We start from the raw sequence: 21,584 nt of genomic DNA, 5'->3' as shown, positions 1-21,584 counted from the left end.
GGCCCGCTCACGTGGCGGCCGCGTGCCGTTCCAGGAAGGTGTAGACGTCGGCCTCGTCCACGCCGGGGAACGAGCCGGGCGGCAGCGCGGCCAGCACGTGCGAGTTGGCGCGGGCCGACGGCCAGGCGTACCCCTCCCAGCGCTCGGCCAGCTCGGTCGGCGGGCGGCGGCAGCAGTCGCCGTTCGGGCAGCTCGACTTGGTGCGGTGGGTCGTCTCGCGCCCCCTGAACCAGCGTGACTCCTTGTACGGCACCCCGAGCGTGATCGCGAAGTCCCGCTCGCGCGACGGATCGACGTGCGCGACGCAGAAGTACGTGCCGGTCGGCGAGTCGGAGTACTGGTAGTACACCGAGAACCGGTCGGGCGAGGCGAACACCTGCCGCCCCGACCACTGCAGGCACATCCGCTGCCCCTCGATCGCGCCCTGCTCGTCGGCGGGGAAGACGATGCCGTCGTTCTCGTAGGCCTTGTAGATGGTGCCGCCCGCGTCGTTGCGGACGAAGTGGCAGACCAGCCCGAGGTGGTGGGTGGCCAGATTGGTGAAGCGGTGCGCGGCCATCTCGTAGGAGACGGCGAACACGTCGCGCAGGTCCTCCACCGACAGCGCCCTGTCGGACTTGGCCTCCTGGAGGTAGAGCGCGGCGGCCTTCTCGGGGACGAGGACGGCGGCGGCGAAGTAGTTGGCCTCGGTGCGCTGGCGCAGGAAGTCGGCGAAGTCGCGGGGCTTGTCGTGGCCGAGCGCGAGATGCCCGAGCGTCTGGAGCAGGATCGTGCGGGGGGTGTGCATGCCGAGCTGCTCATGCTTGACGTAGATGCGGCGGTTGCGCAGGTCGGTGATGGAGCGTACGGAGCGGGGCAGGTCCTGCGCGGTGTGCACGGTGTAGCCGAAGTGCGTGACCAGGCTCTGGATCGTGCTCTGCGACAGGGCGCCCGTGCGGTAGCCGACCGCCTCCAGAGCCTGGGCGGCGGCCTTCTCGATGTCGGGGAAGTAGTTGCCCACCTCCCGCTGCCTGCGCCGCAGCTCGGCGTTGGCGACCCTGGCCTCTTCCGGCGTGGCGGTGCCGCGGGCCTGGCGGGCGCGCAGCTCGCCGTACAGGCCGAGCAGGTGCTCCAGCACGTCGTTCGGCACGCGGGCGGAGACCTTCAGCCGGGGCAGGCCGAGCCCGGCGTAGACGGGGTCGCGCTGCGCCTCCTCCAGCGCGATCTCCAGTTGCGCGCGGCGGTTGGGCGGCTGGCGGCGCAGCAGTTCCTCGACCGGGACGGCCAGCGCGGTCGCCAGCGACTTGAGCAGGGAGAGCTTGGGCTCGCGCTTGCCGTTCTCCAGCAGGGAGAGCTGGCTGGGGGCCCTGCCCACGCGCGAGCCGAGGTCGGACAGCGTCAGGCCGCGCTGTTTGCGCAGGTGGCGCAGGCGCTGGCCAAACGCGATCAGATCGAGCTCTTGCGTCAAAGACAGCGGTTCTTCGCCCAGCAAGGAGGCCATGCCGGAATCTTAGACAGAAATTCGGCTCATTTTCTAGCCTCTGCGCGGCCTCGGTTCCGCGTACCGGCGCGCCCGTTCTCGCGGCAGGATTGGTCTAGGCCAACGGTAAAACTTGCGATTTCTTCACTGCTGAATACCCCCTAGTAATGCACGAGAGTAGAAGAATTACGATTCTTCTGTGACCTTCGTACTGTTTGCCCCTGCGCGCCAGGGCAGAGACTCGGCGTGAGCCCCAGGGGACGACGAAGGAGTGAACGATGAACGATCGCCTCAAGGGAGCTGCCGAGCAGCTACAGGACGAATGGGACAACGACCCTCGCTGGGAGGGCATCGAACGCACGTACAGCGCCGAAGACGTGATCAGGTTGCGCGGCAGCGTCCAGGAGGAGCACACGCTGGCCCGGCTCGGCGCCGAGCGGCTGTGGCAACTGCTGCACACCGAGGACTACGTCAACTCCCTCGGCGCGCTCACCGGCAACCAGGCGGTGCAGCAGGTGAGGGCCGGCCTGAAGGCCATCTACCTGTCCGGCTGGCAGGTGGCGGCGGATGCGAACCTGGGCGGGCAGACCTACCCGGACCAGAGCCTCTACCCGGCCAACTCCGTGCCGGCCGTCGTGCGCCGCATCAACAACGCGCTGCTGCGCGCCGACCAGATCACCTGGTCGGAGGGCGACGGTGACGCGCCGCACTGGCTGGCGCCCATCGTGGCGGACGCGGAGGCCGGCTTCGGCGGCGTGCTCAACGCGTTCGAACTGATGAAGGGCATGATCGCGGCCGGCGCCGCGGGCGTGCACTGGGAGGACCAGCTCGCCTCCGAGAAGAAGTGCGGCCACCTCGGCGGCAAGGTGCTGATCCCGACCGGCCAGCACGTCAAGACCCTGAACGCCGCCCGCCTCGCCGCGGACGTCGCCGGAGTCCCCTCGCTGATCGTCGCGCGGACCGACGCCCAGGCCGCGACGCTCCTGACCAGCGACGTGGACCCGCGCGACCAGGCGTTCACCACCGGCGACCGCACCGCCGAGGGCTTCTACCGGGTCAGGAACGGGCTGGAGGCGTGCGTGGCGCGCGGGCTGGCGTACGCGCCGTACTCCGACCTGCTGTGGATGGAGACCGGCACGCCCGACCTGGACGTGGCCCGCGCGTTCGCCGAGGCGATCAAGGCCGAGTACCCCGACCAGATGCTCGCCTACAACTGCTCGCCGTCGTTCAACTGGAAGAAGCACCTGGACGACTCCACCATCGCCAAGTTCCAGCGCGAGCTGGGGCACATGGGGTACAAGTTCCAGTTCATCACCCTGGCCGGGTTCCACTCGCTGAACTACGGCATGTTCGACCTGGCCCAGGGGTACGCGTCGGACGGCATGACCGCGTACGTGGAACTGCAGGAGGCCGAGTTCGCGGCCGAGTCGCGCGGCTACACCGCCACCCGGCACCAGCGTGAGGTCGGCACCGGGTACTTCGACCTGGTCAGCACCGCCGTCGCGCCCGACTCCTCGACCACCGCGCTGCGCGGCTCCACCGAAGAGGAGCAGTTCGGCCACTAGGTTCTCTCCGATCTCGCCGGCCACCTCCAGGGCATGGGAAGGTTCCCCCGGCGAACGCGGGCCGCGCCAGTCCCCCCAGCATTGGCGCGGCCCGCCCTTTTCTTTGCCTGGAAGTGTCACCGGGGGCACAGCCTGCGGCGATGCCCGCTCAGCACACTGGCACCAGCACCATCGCCCGTGTCAGGAGGCACCTTGCAGCACCTCTCTCGGCACCCCGCCCACCACCTCTACCGACTCCTCCTCACCCGCACCGCCGCCCCGCCGGCCGCCGCGCCCCTCCGCGCCCGCGCCGCCACCCTGCCGCCGGCCGCCGGGCCACCGCGGGTGGGCGCCGGTGGCTCCTTAGGCCTCGGCTGACGGCGCGCTGAGGGGCCTGGCGCCGCCCCCTCCACAAGCGGCGCCAGAGTCCCTCGAGGCGCGGCCATGCCTCAGGGCGTGGCCGTGCCGGTCGTCGCCGGCGTGTCCGACGGCGACCCGGACGGGTCCGGCGACTCCCCCGGCCCGTCCTGCGGAATGGTGCTGATCGACCCCGTCGGCCGCGGGCAGTCCCGCCCGGCCACCGCGTCGCCCCCGCGCCTGCGCCCCGCCGGCGTCACGCACGCCTCCCCGCCGCCCCCGCCCTGATCACCTGGCCCGCTGCTCTGGGTCCCGCGGAACGTGCCACGCCGCTCGCCCGACGGGGTCAGCACCACGACGGGCTTCTTCGTCCGGGTCTGCGTGACGAACACCGTGGGCGTCGTCTCCGGCTCTCTGGTGGCGAGCCGCACCGGAGGCGGGTTCACGCCGGTCACCACCGTGGGCCGGACGGTGGACTCCGCGCTGCCGGAGGCGTGCACGGCGGGCGCCTTGCCCGGCATCAGCGAGGAGCCGCCGACGCTCAGCCCGTCCCCGCCGGCGGCGGCGATGACCGTGACGGCCGCGATCGAGACCGTGGCCAGGGCCGCGAAGCTGGCGTGCGAGAGCTGTGCCCGCGATCTCGCCCGCGACCTGGCACGGCCGCGCCGCCTGCCCCGCTTCCCGGAACGCTCCACATCGCCGGAACGCACGAGGCGCACCAGGCCGCCGCCCGCCGGATAGGGGACGGGCGTCCAGATCCGTGCCAGCGCCTCCTCCACCGCCTGCCGCAGCTCCCACGGATCGCCCACGCCACCGGCGGCCAGCAGCGCCCGCAGCAGGTCGGCGGCCTTGGGCCGGTCGGCGGGCTCCTTGGCCAGGGCGGCGGTGACGGCGGGTCTGAGCAGGTGGGGCACGCCCTCGACGCGCGGCGGGTCGAACAGGATGCGCCGGGTCAGCACGTCCGGCTCGCCGCCGCCGAAAGGGTGGTGCCCGGTGGCGGCGAAGGCGACCAGGCAGCCCCAGGCGAAGACGTCGGAGGCGGGCATGGCCGCCCCGCCGGTCAGCCGTTCGGGCGCCACCCATCCCGGGCTGCCCATGACCTGCCCCGCCTGGGTGTGCGCGGCGAGCGTGTCCACGTCGCGGGCGATGCCGAAGTCGATGACGCGCGGCCCCTTCGTGGACAGCAGCACGTTGCCCGGCTTGAGGTCCCGGTGCACCAGCCCGGCCTCGTGCACGGCCACCAGCGCCGCGGCGACGCCGAGCGCCACGCCGTAGGCGAGGTCGGGCGTGAGTGGGCCGCCGGCCTTGACGACCTGGGAGAGGGCGGGGCCGGGGATGTACTCGGTGACGAGGTAGGGGCGGTCCCTGTCGGTGCCGTCCTCGACGACCGCCGCCGTGCAGAAGGGGACCAATCTTCGCGAGAAAGCCACTTCCTCAGCGAAGCGCGCCCGTAACGTGGCATCGTTGAGATGCACCGCATGCGGCGTCTTGAGCGCCACGAGGCCACCCTGAGGGTGCTCCGCCAGATACACCACTCCCATCCCGCCCGTTCCCAGGCGGCCAAGGAGCAGGTATCGGCCGATGATGACCGGGTCCCCCACCGTAAGCGGTCGCACGCCAGGAGGCAGCTCGCTCGCACCACGCGCCATCCGGTTTCGCCTCTCCTGATCAGTGTCATGGCAAGGCACACTGTGGCGGGTACCGGGGCGGGCTTTCCCCATGTCTTACACAAGGGGTATCGGAGGGAAGGCGATCATTCCTCGAAGGTAAGTAAGAGGTGTGAAAACAGGCCATTCCTGGGTCAGGAGGCGATGGCGTCCTGCTCCTCGGCCTCGACGCGGCGGTTCCACTCGCCCTTGACCTGACGCCACGCCTCGTCGTCCACGCCGAGCCGCCAGTAGCCGGAGATGGACAGCCGCTCCAGGGGGACGCCCCGCTCCAGCCGCAGGTGGCGGCGGAGCTCCTTGACGAATCCGGCCTCGCCGTGCACGAAGGCGTGCACGTCACCGCCGGGGAAGTCCAGCGCGCGCACGGCGGCCACCAGCCGCTCGCCGACGGGGCGGTCACCCCGGTAGACCCAGGTGATGTGGGCGTGCGCGGCCGTGCCCAGCTTCAGCTCGTCCTCCGGCGCGTCCACCTCGATGACGACGTGGGCGCGCGCCGTGTCGGGGAGCGCCTCCAGCGAGGCGGCGATGGCGGGCAGCGCGCTCTCGTCCCCCACGAGCAGGTGCCAGTCCGCCTCCGGGTCGGGCGCGTAGCCGCCGCCGGGGCCGAGGATGAGCAGCTCGTCGCCCGGTCGCGCGCGGTCGGCCCACGGGCCCGCCAGTCCCTCGTCGCCGTGCACGACGAAGTCGAGGGTGAGCTCGCGCGAGTACGGGTCCCAGGCGCGCACGGTGTAGGTGCGCAGCTTGGGCCAGACCTCGCGCGGCAGGGTCTCGCGGCAGGCCTTCACGCTGAACGGCTCCGGGTACTCGACGCCCTCGCAGGGGAAGACCAGTTTCACGTAGTGATCGGTCAGTCCTCTGGTGGCGAACTCCGCCAGCCCGTCCCCGCCCACGATCACGCGGACCATGTTGCGCGAGATGCGCTCCGTCCGCTGGACGACCCCCCGGTGGTGATCCGTACGCTTGTCAGCCATGCGACAGCCCCCTGAGTTAGGTATACCTAACCTTATACTGCCCGTCGCTATGGCTATAGACCAATGACCACAAAGAGGTCCGGGTAAAAATCAGGCGGCCGCCGAATCCTCCATCGGCTCCGGCAACTGCGCCACCGCCTTGAGGAACTGCGCCATGTGCCGGAAGGCCAGCCGCGCCTCGGGCAGCACGTCGGCCAGGATCGGGAAGACGTGCGGCATCCTGGGCCACTCCTCGTACCGGACCGGCACGCCCGCCAGCCGCGCCCGCTGCGCCACCCGCCTGGCCTCGTCCCGCAGCACCTCCGTCGAGCCGGTGACGATCATCAGGGGCGGCAGCCCGGTGAAGTCGCCGTGCACCGGCGAGACGAGGGGGTCCCAGGGGTCCAATCCCGAGGTCCAGCGGCGGGCCAGCCAGCGCACCCTGCTCGCCGGGAGCATCGGGTCCTGCCAGCGGTTGGCCCGGCGCGGGAAGTCCGTGAGGTCGGCCCACGGCGACAGGCAGATCCCCGCCGCCGGGAGCGGCAGGCGCCTGTCGCGCAGCGCGAGCAGGGTCGCCAGCGTGAGGTGCCCGCCGGCGGAGTCGCCCGCCAGGATCACGTCCTCGGGCGCGTGCCCGCGCCGCAGCAGGCAGTCGTAGGCGTCCAGCGCGTCGGCCAGCGAGTCGGCCAGCCTGTGCACCGGGCCCTGCCGGTAGTCCAGCGCCAGCACGGGCCGCCTGGCCACCGCCGACAGCCGCCACGTGATGGACCGGTGGGTGCGCGGCGAGCACGAGAAGTACCCGCCGCCGTGGAAGTAGAGCACCACCTTGCGCTCGTCGAGCCCCTGCCCGCCGCGCACCCACTCGCCGCCGCACGCGGAGAAGGCCGCCGGCACGACCGCCACGTGCCCGGGGTGCGGCACGTGCACCATCCGCGTCAGATCGCCGAGGCGGGCGGCCCCTGACAGGGCCAGCGGATGGCGCATCAGCAGGCTGGAGGCCGGTTTCACGGTGCCGCGCAGGAGCCCGGTGAGCGCCCGGGCCTGCCAGCTCAGCGGATACTCCGGCACCACGTCCCTGTCGACTCGCATACCGCCCCCTTTCAGGGACTTTGTTCCCCCTCTCGCGAATTTCCTACCGGCCAGTAAGTAACTCATCTCTTACATGGATATTTCCGCGAGGTGACATCGCCGCGTTTATCGCGTTGCGATCCGCCGGCCCGCCAGCGGATAATTCCGTGTTTCCCACCGGCCAGACCCGTGCGCGGGTCCAGGCACGCTCCGTGAGTGCGCCATCACCCCCTGGAGGTGCAAAACCTTTCCGCTCTACGCCCGGCTCGTCCGGTACGGTTTCCGCAAGCACGCCACCTACGTCTGGGGCGCGCTCGCCGGAGCGTTCACCAACAGCGTCTTCGGCATCCTGCGCGCGTACGCGCTGATCGCGCTGTGGCAGGCCCGCCCCGGCCTCGCCGGCTACGACATCAGCGACGCCATCACCTACTGCTTCGTCACCCAGGCCTTCATCGGCCCGATGCAGCTCTTCGGCGGCGGGCTGACCGTCACCGAGCGCATCCGCAGCGGCGACATCGCGCTCGACCTGGTCCGCCCCGCGTCGCTGCAGCTCTGGACGCTCGCCGAGGACGTCGGCAGGGCCGCCTACCTGATCCTGGTGCGCGGCGTCCCGCCCATGCTCCTCGGCGCCGCGATCTTCGGCATCAAGGTCCCGGACACGCCCGGCCAGTGGCTGGCGTTCCTGGCCGGCTTCGCGATCGCCGTCGTCGTCAGCTTCGGCTGGCGCTACCTGATCGCGCTGTCGGTCTGCTGGCTGCTCGACGACCGCGGCATCAGCGTCCTGTCGCTGGTCCTGAGCACGTTCTTCAGCGGCATGATGGTGCCGCTGCACCTGTTCCCCGGCTGGTTCGGCGACCTGGCCATGGCGCTGCCCTGGGCCGCCATGGTGCAACTGCCCACCGACCTCTACCTCGGCACCGCCCCGGTGCTGGATACGCTGGCCGTCCAGGCGCTCTGGGCCGTCCTGCTGCTCGGCCTGGGAGCGCTCGCCACCAGGGCGATCCGCCACAAGGTGGTGATCCAGGGTGGTTAAGACGTACTTCCTGCTGCTGTGGACGTGGACCCGCGCCGCGGCGGCCTACCCCGTCTCGTTCGTGATGATGGTCGTGCTCGGCTTCGTCATCGCCGCGATCGACGTCGGCGTCATCCTGATCATCTTCGCCAACACCACCAGCCTGGCCGGGTTCTCCCGCGAGGAGGTGCTGTTCCTGTACGGGGCGGCCAACCTGGCCTTCACCATCTGCGACACGTTCGTCAGCAACCTCGACCGGGTCAGCGGGCACATCAAGGCCGGCACCCTGGACACGTTCCTGATCAGGCCGGTCGGCGCGTGGATCCAGCTCGCCACCGACCGGTTCATGGCCACCCGGATCGGGCGGATCATCCAGGCCGCACTGGTGCTCGGCTACGCCGTCGCCGCTCTCGGCCTCGGCTGGGAGCGGGCCTGGATGATCCCCGTCATGGTGGTGACGGGCGTCGTCATCTTCGCCTCGCTGTGGACGATCGCCGGCGCGCTGCAGTTCGTGCTGACCGACGCCCCTGAGGTGGTCAACTCCCTGACCTACGGCAGCAGCCAGCTCACCCAGTACCCGTTCAGCGTCTACGCCCGCGACCTGGTCAGGGGCGTGACGTACGTGCTGCCGCTGGCGTTCGTCAACTGGCAGCCCGGCCTGTACGTGCTGGGCAGGGACGACCCCTTCGGCACACCCGCGTTCATGCGCTTCCTCGGACCGGCCGCCGCGCTGGTCCTGGCCCTGGTCGCCGCGCTGATCTGGCGGCAGGGCATCCGGCACTACCGATCAACGGGGAGTTGAGTGATGATCGAGCTCGATCGGGCGGGCCGCTCGTTCAAGGTGCGCAGGAACGTCGTGCACGCCGTACGGGATCTGTCGTTCACCGTGTCGGCGGGCGAGTTCGTCGGCTACCTCGGCCCGAACGGCGCGGGCAAGTCCACCACCATCAAGATGTTGTGCGGCATCCTGACCCCGACCTCGGGCAAGGTCAGGGTGGCGGGGCTCGACCCGTCGCGCCGCCGCACCACGCTGGCGCGGCGCATCGGCGTGGTGTTCGGGCAGCGCACGACGCTCTGGTGGGACCTGCCGCTGCGCGACAGCTTCGAGCTGATCCGGCACCTCTACCGGATCGACCGCGCCGGCTTCCGCGCCCGGCTCGACGAACTGACGCAGACGCTGGACCTGGGCGAGTTCCTGCGCACCCCGGTGCGGCAGCTCAGCCTCGGCCAGCGCATGCGCGGCGACCTGGCGGCGGCGCTGCTGCACGCGCCCGAGGTGCTGGTGCTCGACGAGCCGACGATCGGGCTGGACGTGGTCAGCAAGGCCAGCATCCGCGACTTCCTGCTGCGGCTGAACGCCGAGCGCGGCACGACCGTGCTGCTGACCACGCACGACCTCGGTGACATCGAACGCCTGTGCCGCCGGGTCATGCTGATCGACCACGGGCGGCTGGCGTTCGACGGCACGCTCGACGACCTGATGGCCACGGCTCCCGGCCAGTCGTCGATCGAGGAGGTGGTGACCCGCCTCTACACGGGCACCGCCCGCTGACCCGGCTCCCGGGCCACCGCCTGGCCACACCGGGCCACCGCCGGGTCAGCCCCGCTCGCCGGGGCGGTCCACGATGACCGAGGTCAGCTGGGCGGTGGTCCACACCGCGCCCTTGCGGAAGCTGGGCTCCTTGTTGCCGAAGAGGTACTCGTCGCGCATCCAGATCGTCCGCTCGCCCAGGTATCGGTAGGTCTGCGGGTCCAGGATGCGGTACCTGCGGTAGGCGAGGTCGCCCCTCCCGGTGTCGCGCCAGACGCCCAGGCCGCTGCGGCCGGCCGCGTCGGTGACGCCCTGTTCGACCCGGACGCCGGGGATCAGCGCCAGCGCCTCGAACAGGGCCGACTCCAGCTCGGGCGGCATGACGCCGGACCGGCTGAGGTAGAGCATGATCACGCCGAAGGCGCGGTCCGCGTCGGGCGCGACGACGTGCGGGACGCCCTCCTCCCTGGGGAAGTCGATCCAGTGCCGGTCCTTGGTCACCTTGGCCAGCAGCCGCTTCGGGTCGGTGGGCAGCTCGCGCAGCTTCTGGTCGTACTGCTGCGGCGACAGGTCGTCGTCACCGGGGTCCGGCGGGACGTCCCCGACGGCCAGGCGGCCGTCCTCGCCGAAGCCGGCGGTCTGCTTGCCGTCGTAGCGGATCCAGGACTCCCTGGTCCTGACCGTGTCGCCGTTCGGCTGCTTGTCCAGGCTCTTGGTGTACTGCCACTGCGTCGGCAGCGGCACCTCGGCGGCCCGGCGCCTGCCGACCGTGTCGGCCGCCCGCGCCAGGACGGTGTCCGGGTCGAGCTGGACGGTGCGCGGCCGGCTCGACGGGACCGGCTGGGCGGGCTCCTGCGGCCGGACCACGACCAGGGCGAGCGCCGCGGCCGTCGCCAGCGCGCCGCCGAGCAGGAGGGCGCGGCCGAAGGAGCGCCTGCGCGGCCGCATCCGGCGCAGCAGCCGGCGGCGTTCCCGAGTCATCCACTCCTCGTCCGGCTCCGGCACCGCGGCACGCAGCTCGCGCAGGGATCGCAGGTCATCCATCGATGGGCTCCTCTCGTGCCGTGGTGGGGTCGCTGCCGCCGAGCGCCCTGCGGGTTCTGGCCCTGGCGCGGTGCAGGCGTGAGCGGACCGTTCCGATGGGGATGTCCAGCGCGCGGGCCACGTCGTCGTACGACATGCCGGCCCAGGCCACGAGTAACAGCACCTCGCGGTCGGCGGCCGGCAACGCGGCCAGCGCGGCGGCCAGGCCCGCCTGCTCCGCCGCGACGCGGTCGTCCACTCTGTCGGCGTACGGTTCGGCGATCTCGTCCACGCCGGTACGGGCCAGCGCCCGGTACAGCCTGACCTCCACCCTGCGGTGCCGCTGGATGAGCCTGGCGGCGATGCCGTACAGCCAGGGGCGGGCGTCGGGATGGGCCGCGTCGTAGTGGCGGCGGCGGCGGAACGCGGTCAGGAACGTGTCGGAGACGACGTCGTCGGCCAGCGAGTCTCCCAGCCGCCTGGCGACGTAGCGGCGCAGGGCCGCCGCGTGCCGGTCGAAGAGCTCGGCGAACAGCTCCGGGACCTGCTCGGACCGCCGGATCAGCTCTGAGTCCAGTTCAGGGTCCAGCTCGGAGTCGGCGAGCCTGCCGGTCGCTTCGTCGATCACATGTCGCTCCGTCCTCACGAATGGTTCCCTGGCTTTCGCCCGGACGGCCGGGAGGAGTTCGCGCTTCAGCGTGTGACCCGCGTCACAAAAGCCGCGGCCGTCTCCACGCAGGAGACGGCCGCGGCGGAAGTGCGCGTGAGGGTCAGTAGTAGCTGCCCTCGGGGGTGCTCTCGTAGTCCTCGTCGAGCTCGTCGTCGCGGCGCGACCACCGCGAGGGCATCAGGACGGGGATGAACAGGGCCACGCCGAGCAGCGCGAGCACGCCGGTCGTGAGGAGGATTCTGACGCCGAATCCGGCGTCGCGGAGGATCTGGTTGACCGAGGGCTCGGCCGGGATGAAGGAGAGCGCCCGGTTCGTGTCGAGCGCGTAGACGACCGTCCAGGCCAGCAGCACAAGGGACGGGACGAAGGTCGCCAGCGGGGAGATCCGGCCGGCCATAACCAGGCCCACGACGAGCCCTATCGCGGCCATCGCGCCGAGCGCGATCCACATCCGCAGGCTGTCGGGTGGGGGCACCTCAGCGTTCCCGACGGCCTGCTGCACCGCCCATCCGCCGCCTAACAGCACGGCCGCCGTCACCACCAGGCCGATCAGCAAACCACCTAAGTGCCGCAACGTTCTCACCTCTATGTCAGCGCGATCGGCACGACCCTAGCGACAAATGCCATTTTCGGACCAGGCATTGACCAGCTTGGGACTCGAGGTCTCATCCTCCCCTGCCCCGTGAGAGCATGGGGCACACCCATGCGTGCGCGACTTCCCCTCCGGCTGGCGCGGACGGCCGCCTTCGCCGCCGTCTGCGTGACGCTGGCCGCGCTCGCCCACGTCCTCGGCGGCGGCGCCGCTCCCGCCCCGCAGGCAGCCGCGCTCGGGCTCGCGGGCGTCTCCGCGCTCGGGCTGGCGCTGTGCGGCAGGGAACGATCGGCGGGCACGATCAACCTGGCCCTGGTCGGGGCACAGGTCGGGCTGCACGAGCTGTTCGCGGGCGAGGGCGCCTCCTACGTCTCGGTGCACGCGCACGCGCAGGGCGGGCTGGCCGTCAACGCCGGCATGCTGCTCACGCACCTCACCGCCACGGTCATCACCGGCCTGTGGCTGTCACGCGGCGAGGCCGCGCTCTGGTCGCTGCTGCGCCGCGTCGGCCGCCGTCTCCTCGTCCTGCTCCCCCCGGCCGCCGCGCCCGTGTCGCGGCCCGGCGCGCCGGTCGTCCGCACCAGGGTGGTGCCTCCGCAGCCGGGTTTCCGGCACAGCGTGGCCAGGCGTGGTCCTCCACTTCCCGCCTGACCTTCTGACACCCCTTCTTCATCCCCCCATCACCCAAGTGGAGCTTCGAGATGTCCTTCTTCCGCCGTGCCGCGACCGTGCTCGCCGCCACCACCGCGCTCACCGCCGGGCTCACCGCCGGGCTCGCCCTGCCCGCGCTCGCCCACGTCACCATCCAGCCCGGCACCGCCGAGCAGGGCGGGTTCACCAAGGTCGCGTTCCGGGTGCCGAACGAGCGTGACAACGCCTCGACCACCAAGATCGAGGTCTCCTTCCCCACCGACCACCCGCTGGCCTTCGTGTCCGTCAAGCCCGTGCCCGGGTGGAAGGTCAAGGTCACCGAGAGCAAGCTGCCCGCGCCGGTCAAGACCGAGTACGGCGACCTCGAGGAGGCCGTCACCAAGGTCGTCTGGGAGGGCGGGAAGATCAACCCGGGCGAGTTCCAGGAGTTCGAGGTGTCCATGGGGCAACTGCCCGAGGACGTGGACTCGCTGATGTTCCCGACCAAGCAGACCTACTCCGGGGGCGAGGTCGTCGACTGGTCCGAGGCGCCCAAGGCCGACGGCACGGAGGCCGAGCACCCGGCGCCGCTGCTCAAGCTGGTGCCCGCCGCCGAGGACGGCAACGGCCACGCCACCGCGCCGGCCACCTCCTCCGCCGAGAGCACCCTGGCGGCCACCGCCTCGCCGTCCGTCAGCCCGGTGGCGGCCGCGTCCTCCTCGTCGGACGGCACGGCCCGGCTGCTGGGCGCGGCCGGGCTGGTGGTCGGCGTCATCGGCGTCGTGATCGGCGTGCTCGGCCTGCGCCGCCGCCCGTCCGCCTGACGGCTCTTACCCGCGCCTCCCGCCGGCCGTGCCCCCATCCCCCGGGCATGGACGGCGGGGGTCAGGACGTGATGTCCTTGCCGGAGAACCGGGCCCACGCGATCGACCCGAACAGCACGATGTAAGCCCCGAACGTCAGCAGCCCGTCCCTGAGCGCCGCCACGTCGATCGGGCTGCGCAGCACCGCGTCGAAGTTGGTGAACCTGGTCGGCAGCAGGTACGGCGCGATCGAGCTCAGCTCGGGGATGGCCCGCAGCACCTGGCAGACGATGACCAGCACCATGGTGCCCGCGATGGCCCCGATCGGCACCTCGGTGAACACCGACAGCGCCAGCGCGACCGCGGCCAGCGCCGCCATGCCCGCGCCGACGTACCCGACGGAGATGGCGATCCGCAGCAGCCCGTCGGCCAGCGGGACCGTGTTGCCCGACAGCAGCGTCACGTCGCCAGCGGGGAACAGCACCAGGCCCGTGACCAGCGCGGACAGCGCCACGACCGCCGTCACCGCGTAGGCGTAGACGGCCGCGTTGAGGTACTTGACCGCCAGCAGCCTGGTGCGGCCGGCCGGCGCGGCCAGCAGGTAGCGCAGCGTGCCGCCCCCGGCCTCCCCCGCGATCGAGTCGCCCGCCACCACGGCCACGGCCACCGGCATCAGCAGCAGCACCAGGAACGAGAACGAGACGAACGTCAGCATGACGCTGTTGCCCGCCACGTCCTGGACGAGCCCGCTCATGTCGTCGTCCGCCGAGCCGAACATGCGCAGCGCGACGCCGACGACGACCGGCACGACGGCCAGCACGGCGAGCATGGCCAGGTTGCGCGGGCGGCGGAAGGTCAGGCCCAGCTCGGAGCCGAGCAGCCGCCAGAACGCCCACGCCGGCCGCGCCGCCGGCACGGGCGGGGCGGTGGGCCCCGGCTCCGGTTCGTAACGTTCCGTGGTGCGCAAGGTCTCCGTCACCGGCACGAGCCCGGGCGTGCGCCGCGGCCCGGACGCGGTCGTCAGCGGGGTCGTCAGCGTGCTCGTGCTCGCGCCGCTCGCCCCCGGGTTCTCACCCGTCGACATCGAAGCCCTCCCCAGTCAGTCCCACGAACACGTCCTCCAGGCTCGGCCGCACCACGGCCAGCCCCCGCACGGCCACGCCCTCGCCCACGAGCGCGGCGTTGACCTGCTCGGGGGCGTGCCCGCCCAGCTCGGCGGTGACGGCGCGGCCCTCGGCGCGCACGTCGGCCAGGCCGAGCCCGGCCAGCACCCGCGCGGCGTCGTCCGGGCCGGGCGTCTCCACCCTGATGCGGGTGACCAGGCCGCCGCTGAGCGAGGCGATGGTGCCCTGCGCGACGAGCTTGCCGGTCCGCATGATCGCGGCGTGCGTGCACATCTGCTCGACCTCGGCCAGCAGGTGCGAGGAGACGAAGACGGTGGTGCCCTCGGCCGCGATCTCCTTGACGAGCGTACGGACCTCACGGGTGCCCTGCGGGTCGAGCCCGTTGGTCGGCTCGTCCAGCACGAGCAGCTCGCGCGGCCCGAGCAGCGCGGCCGCGATGGCCAGGCGCTGGCGCATGCCGAGCGAGTAGTTGCGGTACCGCTTGCCGGCGGCGGCCGACAGGCCGACCCGCTCCAGCGCGTCGGCGATGCGCCGCTTGGCGGTGCCGCCGTGCGCGGTCGGGTCGGCGGCGTCGAAGCGCGCCAGGTTGGCCGTGCCCGACAGGTACGGGTAGAACGCCGGCCCCTCGACCAGCGCCCCCACCTTGGGCAGGGCCTGCGCCTGCGGCAGCCCGAGCACCGAGTACTCGCCCTGCGTGGGCGCGACCAGGCCGAGCAGCATGCGGATCGTGGTCGTCTTGCCCGAGCCGTTGGGCCCGAGGAAGCCGAACACCGAGCCGCGCGGCACGGTCAGGTCCAGCGTGTCCACGGCGACCTGGCCGCCCTTGAACCGTTTGGTGAGCCCTCGGGTGAGGATCGCCGCGTCCTCGTCCCCGGAGGGCGGGGCCGCCCCGAAGGGCGCCCCCGCTTCCTGCGTGACGGTGGTCACTTGGTGCCCGCCGCCTTGGTGATCGCCTCCGGCGTGACCGCGCCGACCAGGAGCCGGCCGTCGTCGGTGAGCAGGGCGGTGACGAGCTTGGTCCTGATCAGCCTGCCCGAGCCCCACGTGCCGCTCACCGGGGTGGCGCTCTTGAGCACGTTGTCGACCAGCGCGGCCGGGTCGCCGCCGGACCGCCTCTCGCCGTCCCCGGACTGCTGGGCCGCCGTCAGGTCCGACAGCGAGAACGGCATGACCGCGACGGCCGACCAGCCCTCGCCGACGACCTTCAGGTCGCCCGCGACCTCCCTGGCGTGCTCGGCGCGCTCCTCCACCCTGGCTTCGACGTCGCCGTCGGGGCCGAGCGTCTTCTCCTCCACCTTGGCGCCCGCGGGCGGGGTGAAGGTGAAGTTCTCCGCCGCCGGCGGCGTGAACGTCACCTGTGTGAACCCGACCTGGTACGCCGGCTCGGCCGAGCCCTTGGCGTACACCTGGACCTGGAGCGGGACGTACGTCTCGCCGTCGAGGGCGACCCGGATCTCCTGCACCAGGGAGCTCTCCTCCTTGGGCGCCAGCACGAGCTGGTAGACCGGGCGGCCCGCCACCTCCGCCGTGTTGATCACCCGGACGGTGGAGTGCTTGTCGGCGTCCGCCAGCAGCCGCTCGGCGAGCTGCTGCGGCGTCAGCTCGGTCTCCCTCGGCAGCGGCGTGGTGTGCGCCGCCGCCGGGGTGCCCGGCTTGATGGTCAGCTTGGTGGCGGTGTTGGTGGCGCTGTCCCAGTACCAGGCCTGGCCGCCGTTGACGATCAGGTTGGTCTCGTTGAGCTGGGTCGGCATGGCCACGCGGAGCTTGTCGGCCGCCCCGTACCAGACCTTCACCTCGTGCGAGCCGGACAGCAGGCTGAGCGGCGAGGCCGGGCCTCCGGTCTGCGGCAGGGCCGGCAGGCCGAGCGAGGCCGTCTGCTGCACTGTCCCGGACATCGGCGGGACCCCGCCCGCCTTGCCGGTGGCCGCCGCGGCGTCGGCGAGCAACTGCTCGGCCGAACGCTCGGGCAACACGGGGTCGCCGCTCACCGCGGCGATGACGGGGCCGGCGCCGATCGCGGCTCCGATCACGGCAGCCGCCGCGATCGGGACTCCCCACCTCACGAACGTGCCTCTGCGCATTTCACTCCTTAACGGTATGTCGATGCTCAGAGACTGCGTCATGGTTCCTGTGGCAACCCTGAGACAGCCTGAGATGACTCTCAGGCTTCTCAGCGTTGTCTCAGCGCGAGAACGGGAGAATTGCCGTATGAGAGTACTTGTCGTCGAGGACGAGCGGCGGATGGCGGCCGCGCTGCAGCGCGGGCTGCAGGCGGAGGGGTTCGCCGTGGATCTCGCGCACGACGGCGAGGAGGGGCTGCACGCCGCCAGGCAGGGCGACTACGACGTCGTGGTGCTCGACATCATGCTGCCCAGGTTGTCCGGCTACAACGTGTGCAAGCAGTTGCGGGCAGAGGAGAACTGGGTGCCGATCCTGATGCTCTCGGCCAAGGACGGCGAGTACGACATGGCCGACGGGCTCGACCTGGGGGCCGACGACTACCTGACCAAGCCGTTCTCGTACGTGGTGCTGGTGGCCAGGCTGCGGGCGCTGATGCGGCGCGACGCCGGACGGCGGCCGTCGGTGCTGCTGGCGGGCGACCTGTCGCTGGACCCGGCCAGGCGCAGGGTGGAGCGCGGGCAGAGCCAGGTTGAGCTGACGCCCAGGGAGTTCGCGCTGCTGGAGTACCTGATGCGGCGGCGCGATGAGGTGGTGTCGAAGTCGGAGATCCTGGAGCACGTGTGGGACACCTTCGACACGGACCCGAACGTCGTCGAGGTGTACGTCGGCTACCTGCGCCGCAAGATCGACGCCCCGTTCGGCAGGAACGCGCTGCAGACCGTGCGCGGCGCCGGCTACCGGCTGGCGGGCGACGGTGGCTGAGTCGCCGCTGGTCTGGTGGCGGCGGCAGGGCCTGCGCTTCCGGCTCACGGCGGCCGCCGCCGCGGTGCTCGCGGCGGCGCTGGCGCTGTCGGCCGCGGTGCTGGTGACCGTGCTGGAGCGGGCCCTCATGGACACCGTGGACGACTCCACCACGGCGCAGGCCCAGGCGGTGCGGGTGGCCGCCGACGCCGGCACGCTGACCAGCCCGATCTCCACCCACGACGGCACCATCGTGCAGGTCATCGACGCGCGCGGCCGGATCACGCACGTCACCTACGGCGCCGACCGGCTGGTGCCCATGCTGGACGCCAAGGCCAGGGCGCGGGTCCTGGCGAACGGGCAGGCGACGCTTCTGGACGGGCGGCCGTACGCGATCCCGGGCTTCCTGCGGGTCGTGGTGCTCAGCGCGGACCACGGGCAGACGGTCGTGGCGGCCCGGCCCATCAGCGAGATCCAGACGAGCCTCGTCACGGCCGGGCGGGTGCTGCTGATCGGCACGCCTGCGCTGGTCGTGCTGCTGGCGGTGGCGAGCTGGCTGATGATCGGCCGTACCCTGCACCCGATCGCGGCGCTGCGCAAGGGCGCGGCCGACATCACCCACACCGCCAGGTCCCGCCGCCTGCCCGTGCCGCAGTCGCGCGACGAGGTGCACTCCCTGGCCACCACCCTCAACGGCATGCTGGCCCGGCTGGAGGAGGCCGAGCAGCGCCAGCGCGCCCTCGTCTCCGACGCCGCGCACGAGCTGCGCAGCCCGCTGGCCAGCATCCGGCTGCAGCTCGAAGTGGCGCTCGGGCACCCCGACGGGCAGGACTGGCAGGAGACCGCGGAAGGCGTCCTGGAGGACACCATGCGGCTGTCCAGGCTGGCCGAGGACCTGCTCGCGCTGGCCCGGCTGGACGAGCGCGGCGGCGTGCCGGCGCGGCGCGAGCCCGTCGAACTGGACGAGGTGGTGCGGCAGGTCGTCGACCGGTACGCCGAGGCGCGGCTGACGGTGTGCGACCCGGTCGTGGTGCGGGGCGACGCGCTCGACCTGAGCCGGGTGCTGACGAACCTCATGGACAACGCGGTGCGGCACACGGCGTCCAAGGTCGAGGTGGCGCTGACGGCCGACGCCGTGCTGACCGTCACCGATGACGGGCCCGGGATCCCCGCGCAGGATCGGGAGCGGGTGTTCAACCGGTTCACCCGGCTGGACTCCGGGCGGAGCCGGGACGAGGGGGGTGCGGGGCTGGGGCTGGCCATCGTCCGGGAGACCGTGCGGGCGCACGGGGGGACCGTGGTGCTGGAGGACGCCGAGCCGGGCCTGCGGGCCGTCGTCCGCCTTCCGGTGGCCGGCTGAGGCGCGCGCTCGCGTCACCTTCCGGTGGCCGGCTGAGGCGCGCTCACGTCATCTTCCGGCGGCCGGTTGAGGCCGGGCGCGCTCGCGTCACCTTCCGGACGGCCCGCCTGACCCCGGCCCGCAGCCGTCCGCCTCCGATGCGTGGCCGGGTCACGCGTCCCCAGACCATTCCTGTCACCTTGGGGACAGGACCCTGGTCACCGGGCGCCCGCCGTGTTACGCACGGGGCATGCGTGCAGCACGCGGGCGGCCCTCGCGCCGCGTCATCCCGGCCGCCGCCCTCGCGGCGAGCCTCGCGTCCGCCGTGGCCGCCACGCCTTCGCCCACCCTGGCGGCAAGCCTCACGGCCGCTCAGACCCGGACCCCGTCCATGACGGTGATCGCCTCAGGCCTGGACAACCCCCGGGGGCTGAACTTCGGCCCCGACGGCGTCCTCTACGTGGCCGAGGCGGGCAGAGGCGGCCCCGGCCCGTGCATCGTCGGCGCCCAGAACCAGACGTTCTGCCTCGGCCCCACAGGCGCCGTGACGGCCGTCTCGAAGGGCGGCCAGCGCCGGGTGGTGACCGGCCTGCCGTCGCTCGGCACGCCGAACCTCAGCGAGGTGCTCGGGGCCCACGACGTGGCCGCGACGCACGGCGGGCTCCTCATCCCGGTCGGGCTGGGCACCGACCCGGCCAGGCGCGCGCAGCTCGGCCGGGATGGGGCGGCCATCGCCACGCTGGTCAAGGCGTCCGGCAAGCGGTGGAGGAGCGTCGCCGACCTCGGCGCGTACGAGGCCGCGAACGACCCCGACCAGGGCCAGCCGGGCACCGGCCCGGACAGTCAGCCGTACGCGGTGCTGCCGCACGGCTCAGGCGCGCTGGTCGTGGACGCGGGCGCCAACGACCTGCTGCGGGTGGGCCCGGGAGGCCGGATCTCGACGGTCGCCGTGTTCGACGTCCGTCTCGTGCCCGGCCCCGGCGGCGGCGAGGTCCCGATGCACCCGGTGCCCACGAGCGTGGCCCGCGGCCCCGACGGGGCCCTGTACGCAGGCCAGCTCACCGGCTTCCCCTTCCCCGTGGGAGGAGCCGGCGTGTGGCGCCTGGCGCCGGGTGAGCCGCCTGCGGTGTACGCCTCCGGCTTCACCAACATCGTGGACATCACCTTCGACCGGCGCGGCCGGCTGCTGGTGCTGGAGATCGCCGCCAACGGGCTGCTGTCGGGCGACCCGGCGGGGGCGCTGCACCGCGTCGAGCGCGACGGCACCAGGACGCTCATCGCCGGGGATGGCCTGTTCACGCCCACGGGTGTGGCGGCCGGGCCGGACGGCGCGTACTACGTGTCCAACAAGGGGACGCTGGCGGGGTCCGGGGAGGTGCTGCGCATCTCGGGTCAGTGGTGATCGGACGGTTGTCCGGCGGCCATCAGGGGCGCGGCGCCGATGCCGGGCCCCACGTGGCTGCTGCTGTCCGCGTGCTCCGTCAGGTGGCGCGAGACAGGAAATGGATCGTTCCCAAAGGATTCAGGCGGCGGTTCCCTTCTCCGCGGTGGCCAGGAAGTCCTGGGCGATCAGCGGCAGCCGGCGGCGGGCGTGCACGACGGCGATGACGCGACGCACCGCGGGTTCGAGCGAGCGCACCACCAGGCCCGCGCGTCCGGCCTGTTCGGCCATGCCGCGGTACCACAGCAGCGACGCCTGCCCGGCGCGGACGGCGTTGAGCCAGCCGTTGCGTTCGTCGGTCTCGAGCACGACCACCGGGGTGACCGCGTACTTGCCGAACATCGCGTCGAGCTCCCTGCGCCGCATGCTGCCGCGGGCGGGAAGCGCCAGGCGCATGCCGTGCAGCTTGCCCATCGGCACCGGGTTGGGCAGTTCGAGCCCTGGCGGGGAGATCAGCACGATCTCCTGCCGTTCGAGGGGGTGGGTGATGAGATCGGTGGGCACGGGCAGGTCCGTGAGGCCGAGGTCGGCCCGCTGGTCCCTGATGGCGCTGACGACGCCGTCTCTGCCGTCACAGCGCACGATGTGCACACGGACGCCTGGATGCTCGGCCGCGTAGGCGGGCAGCAGCCGCCCTGCGAGGCCTGGCTCGAGGCTGGGGGTGGACGCGATGCGGAGCTCCGCGTCGGTGGGAGCGGTCTGGTTGGCCAGGCCCTCGATCTCGTGTACGGCGTCGAGTGCCTCCCTCGCCAGCTTGACCACCCGGCGTCCCTGCGTGGTGACGACCACCCCGCGTCCGGAACGCGCGAACAGTGTCATGCCGAGCTCGCGCTCGAGGTCGCGGATCGCGCGCGAGAGCGCAGGTTGCGCGATGTAGAGCGACCTGGCCGCGTCGGTCATGGTGCGGTGCTCCGCAGTCGCGACCACATAGCGGAGCTGCTGGAGATTCATGCAAATGAAGCTAGGACAACGCCCCCCGCCCGGACCCGGAGATAGCGGAGATCACCTCGAATGATTTCGGACTGTAACCGAGCACTGCTACATCCGTGACGGGTGATAAATCAGTATGCTTTTGCCCCAAATTTGGCAAGGGTCCGACTAGTCGTACGGCAAATGCCTGCATTTCGGACGACGGGGTGAACGGGGAGACACGGTGACAGGGAACGGGCAGTATCCACCCCCGCCACAGGGGCCAGGGCAGCCCCAGCGGCCCCCCTCGTTGCCCTGGCCGCCGCCCGGGCACCGGCAGCCGCAACCCCCGCCGGGACACCGGCAGCCGCAGCCGCAGGGCGGGGCGTACCCGCCGCCGCCCCCGCCGCCCGCGCCGCCGCAGAGGAACCCGTACCAGCAGCAGCCGACCCACCCGCAGGGGCAGCCGTACCCGCAGCCCCCGTACCCTCAGCCCCCGTACCCTCAGCCCCCGTACCCTCAGCCTCCCTACGGGCAGCCCCAGCACGGGCAGCCCCAGCACGGGCAGCCCCAGCACGGGCAGCCCCAGCACGGGCAGCAGCC

The 21,584-nt window shown here is 72.2% G+C and carries 21 protein-coding genes; 10 read left to right on the top strand and 11 right to left on the bottom strand.

Translation table 11 applies throughout. The features are described 5' to 3' along the window. Positions 1–7: 7 nt before the first annotated feature. Positions 8–1,480: a helix-turn-helix transcriptional regulator gene (locus FXF51_RS55030; RefSeq protein WP_262380526.1), complete on the bottom strand. Its 1,473-nt coding sequence runs from the start codon at positions 1,478–1,480 to the stop codon at positions 8–10. A 257-nt stretch (positions 1,481–1,737) separates the two neighbouring features. Between FXF51_RS55030 and aceA the strand changes: the two genes are divergently transcribed. Then, on the top strand, positions 1,738–3,024 hold the full coding sequence (gene aceA, locus FXF51_RS55025; protein ID WP_148442867.1) for an isocitrate lyase: 1,287 nt from the start codon (positions 1,738–1,740) through the stop codon (positions 3,022–3,024). A 192-nt stretch (positions 3,025–3,216) separates the two neighbouring features. Next, positions 3,217–3,381: a hypothetical protein gene (locus FXF51_RS61520; RefSeq protein WP_187415097.1), complete on the top strand. Its 165-nt coding sequence runs from the start codon at positions 3,217–3,219 to the stop codon at positions 3,379–3,381. 71 nt (positions 3,382–3,452) lie between these two features. On the opposite strand, the gene FXF51_RS55020 is transcribed toward FXF51_RS61520, so the two are convergent. From FXF51_RS55020 to FXF51_RS55010, 3 genes are all read right to left on the bottom strand, one after another. Further along, complete coding sequence (locus FXF51_RS55020) at positions 3,453–5,009, bottom strand: protein kinase domain-containing protein (RefSeq protein ID WP_262380525.1); 1,557 nt, start codon at positions 5,007–5,009, stop codon at positions 3,453–3,455. A 152-nt stretch (positions 5,010–5,161) separates the two neighbouring features. Beyond that, entirely contained in the window at positions 5,162–5,998 is an 837-nt protein-coding gene (locus FXF51_RS55015; RefSeq protein WP_148442865.1) for a siderophore-interacting protein, read from the bottom strand. 90 nt (positions 5,999–6,088) lie between these two features. Beyond that, on the bottom strand, positions 6,089–7,066 hold the full coding sequence (locus FXF51_RS55010) for an alpha/beta hydrolase (protein ID WP_187415095.1): 978 nt from the start codon (positions 7,064–7,066) through the stop codon (positions 6,089–6,091). 202 nt (positions 7,067–7,268) lie between these two features. Here FXF51_RS55010 and FXF51_RS55005 point away from each other — a divergent pair, with 202 nt between their 5' ends. Genes FXF51_RS55005 through FXF51_RS54995 form a run of 3 tightly spaced genes read left to right on the top strand, consistent with a single transcriptional unit; the run spans position 7,269 to position 9,609 of the window. After that, complete coding sequence (locus tag FXF51_RS55005; protein WP_148442864.1) at positions 7,269–8,078, top strand: ABC transporter permease; 810 nt, start codon at positions 7,269–7,271, stop codon at positions 8,076–8,078. Then, the gene (locus FXF51_RS55000) at positions 8,071–8,859 is read left to right on the top strand and encodes an ABC transporter permease (protein WP_148442863.1); all 789 of its coding nucleotides are present in this window, start codon (positions 8,071–8,073) and stop codon (positions 8,857–8,859) included. Before FXF51_RS55005 ends, FXF51_RS55000 begins: the two co-directional genes overlap by 8 nt. Positions 8,860–8,862: 3 nt before the next feature. Continuing rightward, entirely contained in the window at positions 8,863–9,609 is a 747-nt protein-coding gene (locus FXF51_RS54995) for an ATP-binding cassette domain-containing protein (protein WP_148442862.1), read from the top strand. Between the two features lie 45 nt (positions 9,610–9,654). Here the strand turns inward: FXF51_RS54995 and FXF51_RS54990 are convergent, their stop codons facing one another. The 3 genes from FXF51_RS54990 to FXF51_RS54980 form a co-directional block, all read right to left on the bottom strand. Then, complete coding sequence (locus tag FXF51_RS54990; protein WP_148442861.1) at positions 9,655–10,632, bottom strand: CU044_5270 family protein; 978 nt, start codon at positions 10,630–10,632, stop codon at positions 9,655–9,657. After that, positions 10,625–11,239 (bottom strand): RNA polymerase sigma factor, encoded by a 615-nt coding sequence (locus FXF51_RS54985; protein WP_222871907.1) that lies wholly within the window; start codon positions 11,237–11,239, stop codon positions 10,625–10,627. The genes FXF51_RS54990 and FXF51_RS54985 overlap by 8 nt, the downstream gene beginning before the upstream one ends. Before the next feature lie 142 nt (positions 11,240–11,381). After that, the gene (locus FXF51_RS54980) at positions 11,382–11,864 is read right to left on the bottom strand and encodes a hypothetical protein (protein ID WP_262380524.1); all 483 of its coding nucleotides are present in this window, start codon (positions 11,862–11,864) and stop codon (positions 11,382–11,384) included. Positions 11,865–11,984: 120 nt separating this feature from the next. Between FXF51_RS54980 and FXF51_RS54975 the strand changes: the two genes are divergently transcribed. Together FXF51_RS54975 and FXF51_RS54970 are read left to right on the top strand one after the other, a co-directional pair. Next, positions 11,985–12,524, top strand: a complete 540-nt coding sequence (locus tag FXF51_RS54975) for an MFS transporter (RefSeq protein WP_148442860.1) — start codon at positions 11,985–11,987, stop codon at positions 12,522–12,524. 50 nt (positions 12,525–12,574) lie between these two features. Continuing rightward, positions 12,575–13,327 (top strand): YcnI family protein, encoded by a 753-nt coding sequence (locus tag FXF51_RS54970; RefSeq protein ID WP_148442859.1) that lies wholly within the window; start codon positions 12,575–12,577, stop codon positions 13,325–13,327. Positions 13,328–13,388: 61 nt separating this feature from the next. On the opposite strand, the gene FXF51_RS54965 is transcribed toward FXF51_RS54970, so the two are convergent. From FXF51_RS54965 to FXF51_RS54955, 3 genes are read right to left on the bottom strand one after another with little or no spacing between them, the layout of a single operon-like run. Then, a complete protein-coding gene (locus FXF51_RS54965) occupies positions 13,389–14,390 on the bottom strand; it encodes an ABC transporter permease subunit (RefSeq protein ID WP_148442858.1) in 1,002 nt (333 codons plus the stop codon). After that, entirely contained in the window at positions 14,377–15,357 is a 981-nt protein-coding gene (locus FXF51_RS54960; protein ID WP_148442857.1) for an ATP-binding cassette domain-containing protein, read from the bottom strand. The genes FXF51_RS54965 and FXF51_RS54960 overlap by 14 nt, the downstream gene beginning before the upstream one ends. Continuing rightward, a complete protein-coding gene (locus FXF51_RS54955; protein ID WP_148442856.1) occupies positions 15,354–16,511 on the bottom strand; it encodes a LolA family protein in 1,158 nt (385 codons plus the stop codon). Before FXF51_RS54955 ends, FXF51_RS54960 begins: the two co-directional genes overlap by 4 nt. 127 nt (positions 16,512–16,638) lie before the next feature. On the opposite strand from FXF51_RS54955, the gene FXF51_RS54950 reads away from it, so the two are divergent. From FXF51_RS54950 to FXF51_RS54940, 3 genes are all read left to right on the top strand, one after another. After that, positions 16,639–17,313, top strand: a complete 675-nt coding sequence (locus FXF51_RS54950) for a response regulator transcription factor (protein WP_148442855.1) — start codon at positions 16,639–16,641, stop codon at positions 17,311–17,313. Next, positions 17,306–18,652, top strand: coding sequence for a sensor histidine kinase (locus FXF51_RS54945; protein WP_148442854.1), 1,347 nt, complete (start codon positions 17,306–17,308; stop codon positions 18,650–18,652). Before FXF51_RS54950 ends, FXF51_RS54945 begins: the two co-directional genes overlap by 8 nt. A 229-nt stretch (positions 18,653–18,881) precedes the next feature. Continuing rightward, positions 18,882–20,033, top strand: a complete 1,152-nt coding sequence (locus FXF51_RS54940; protein ID WP_148442853.1) for a ScyD/ScyE family protein — start codon at positions 18,882–18,884, stop codon at positions 20,031–20,033. A 120-nt stretch (positions 20,034–20,153) separates the two neighbouring features. On the opposite strand, the gene FXF51_RS54935 is transcribed toward FXF51_RS54940, so the two are convergent. Then, complete coding sequence (locus FXF51_RS54935) at positions 20,154–21,023, bottom strand: LysR family transcriptional regulator (RefSeq protein ID WP_148442852.1); 870 nt, start codon at positions 21,021–21,023, stop codon at positions 20,154–20,156. Positions 21,024–21,584 lie beyond the last annotated feature (561 nt).

The sequence above is a fragment of the Nonomuraea sp. PA05 genome (assembly GCF_008086045.1).
Taxonomy (GTDB): Bacteria; Actinomycetota; Actinomycetes; order Streptosporangiales; family Streptosporangiaceae; genus Nonomuraea; species Nonomuraea monospora.
Note: the sequence above shows the minus strand (reverse complement) of the source record. Positions and strands in the feature narration are given on the sequence as shown.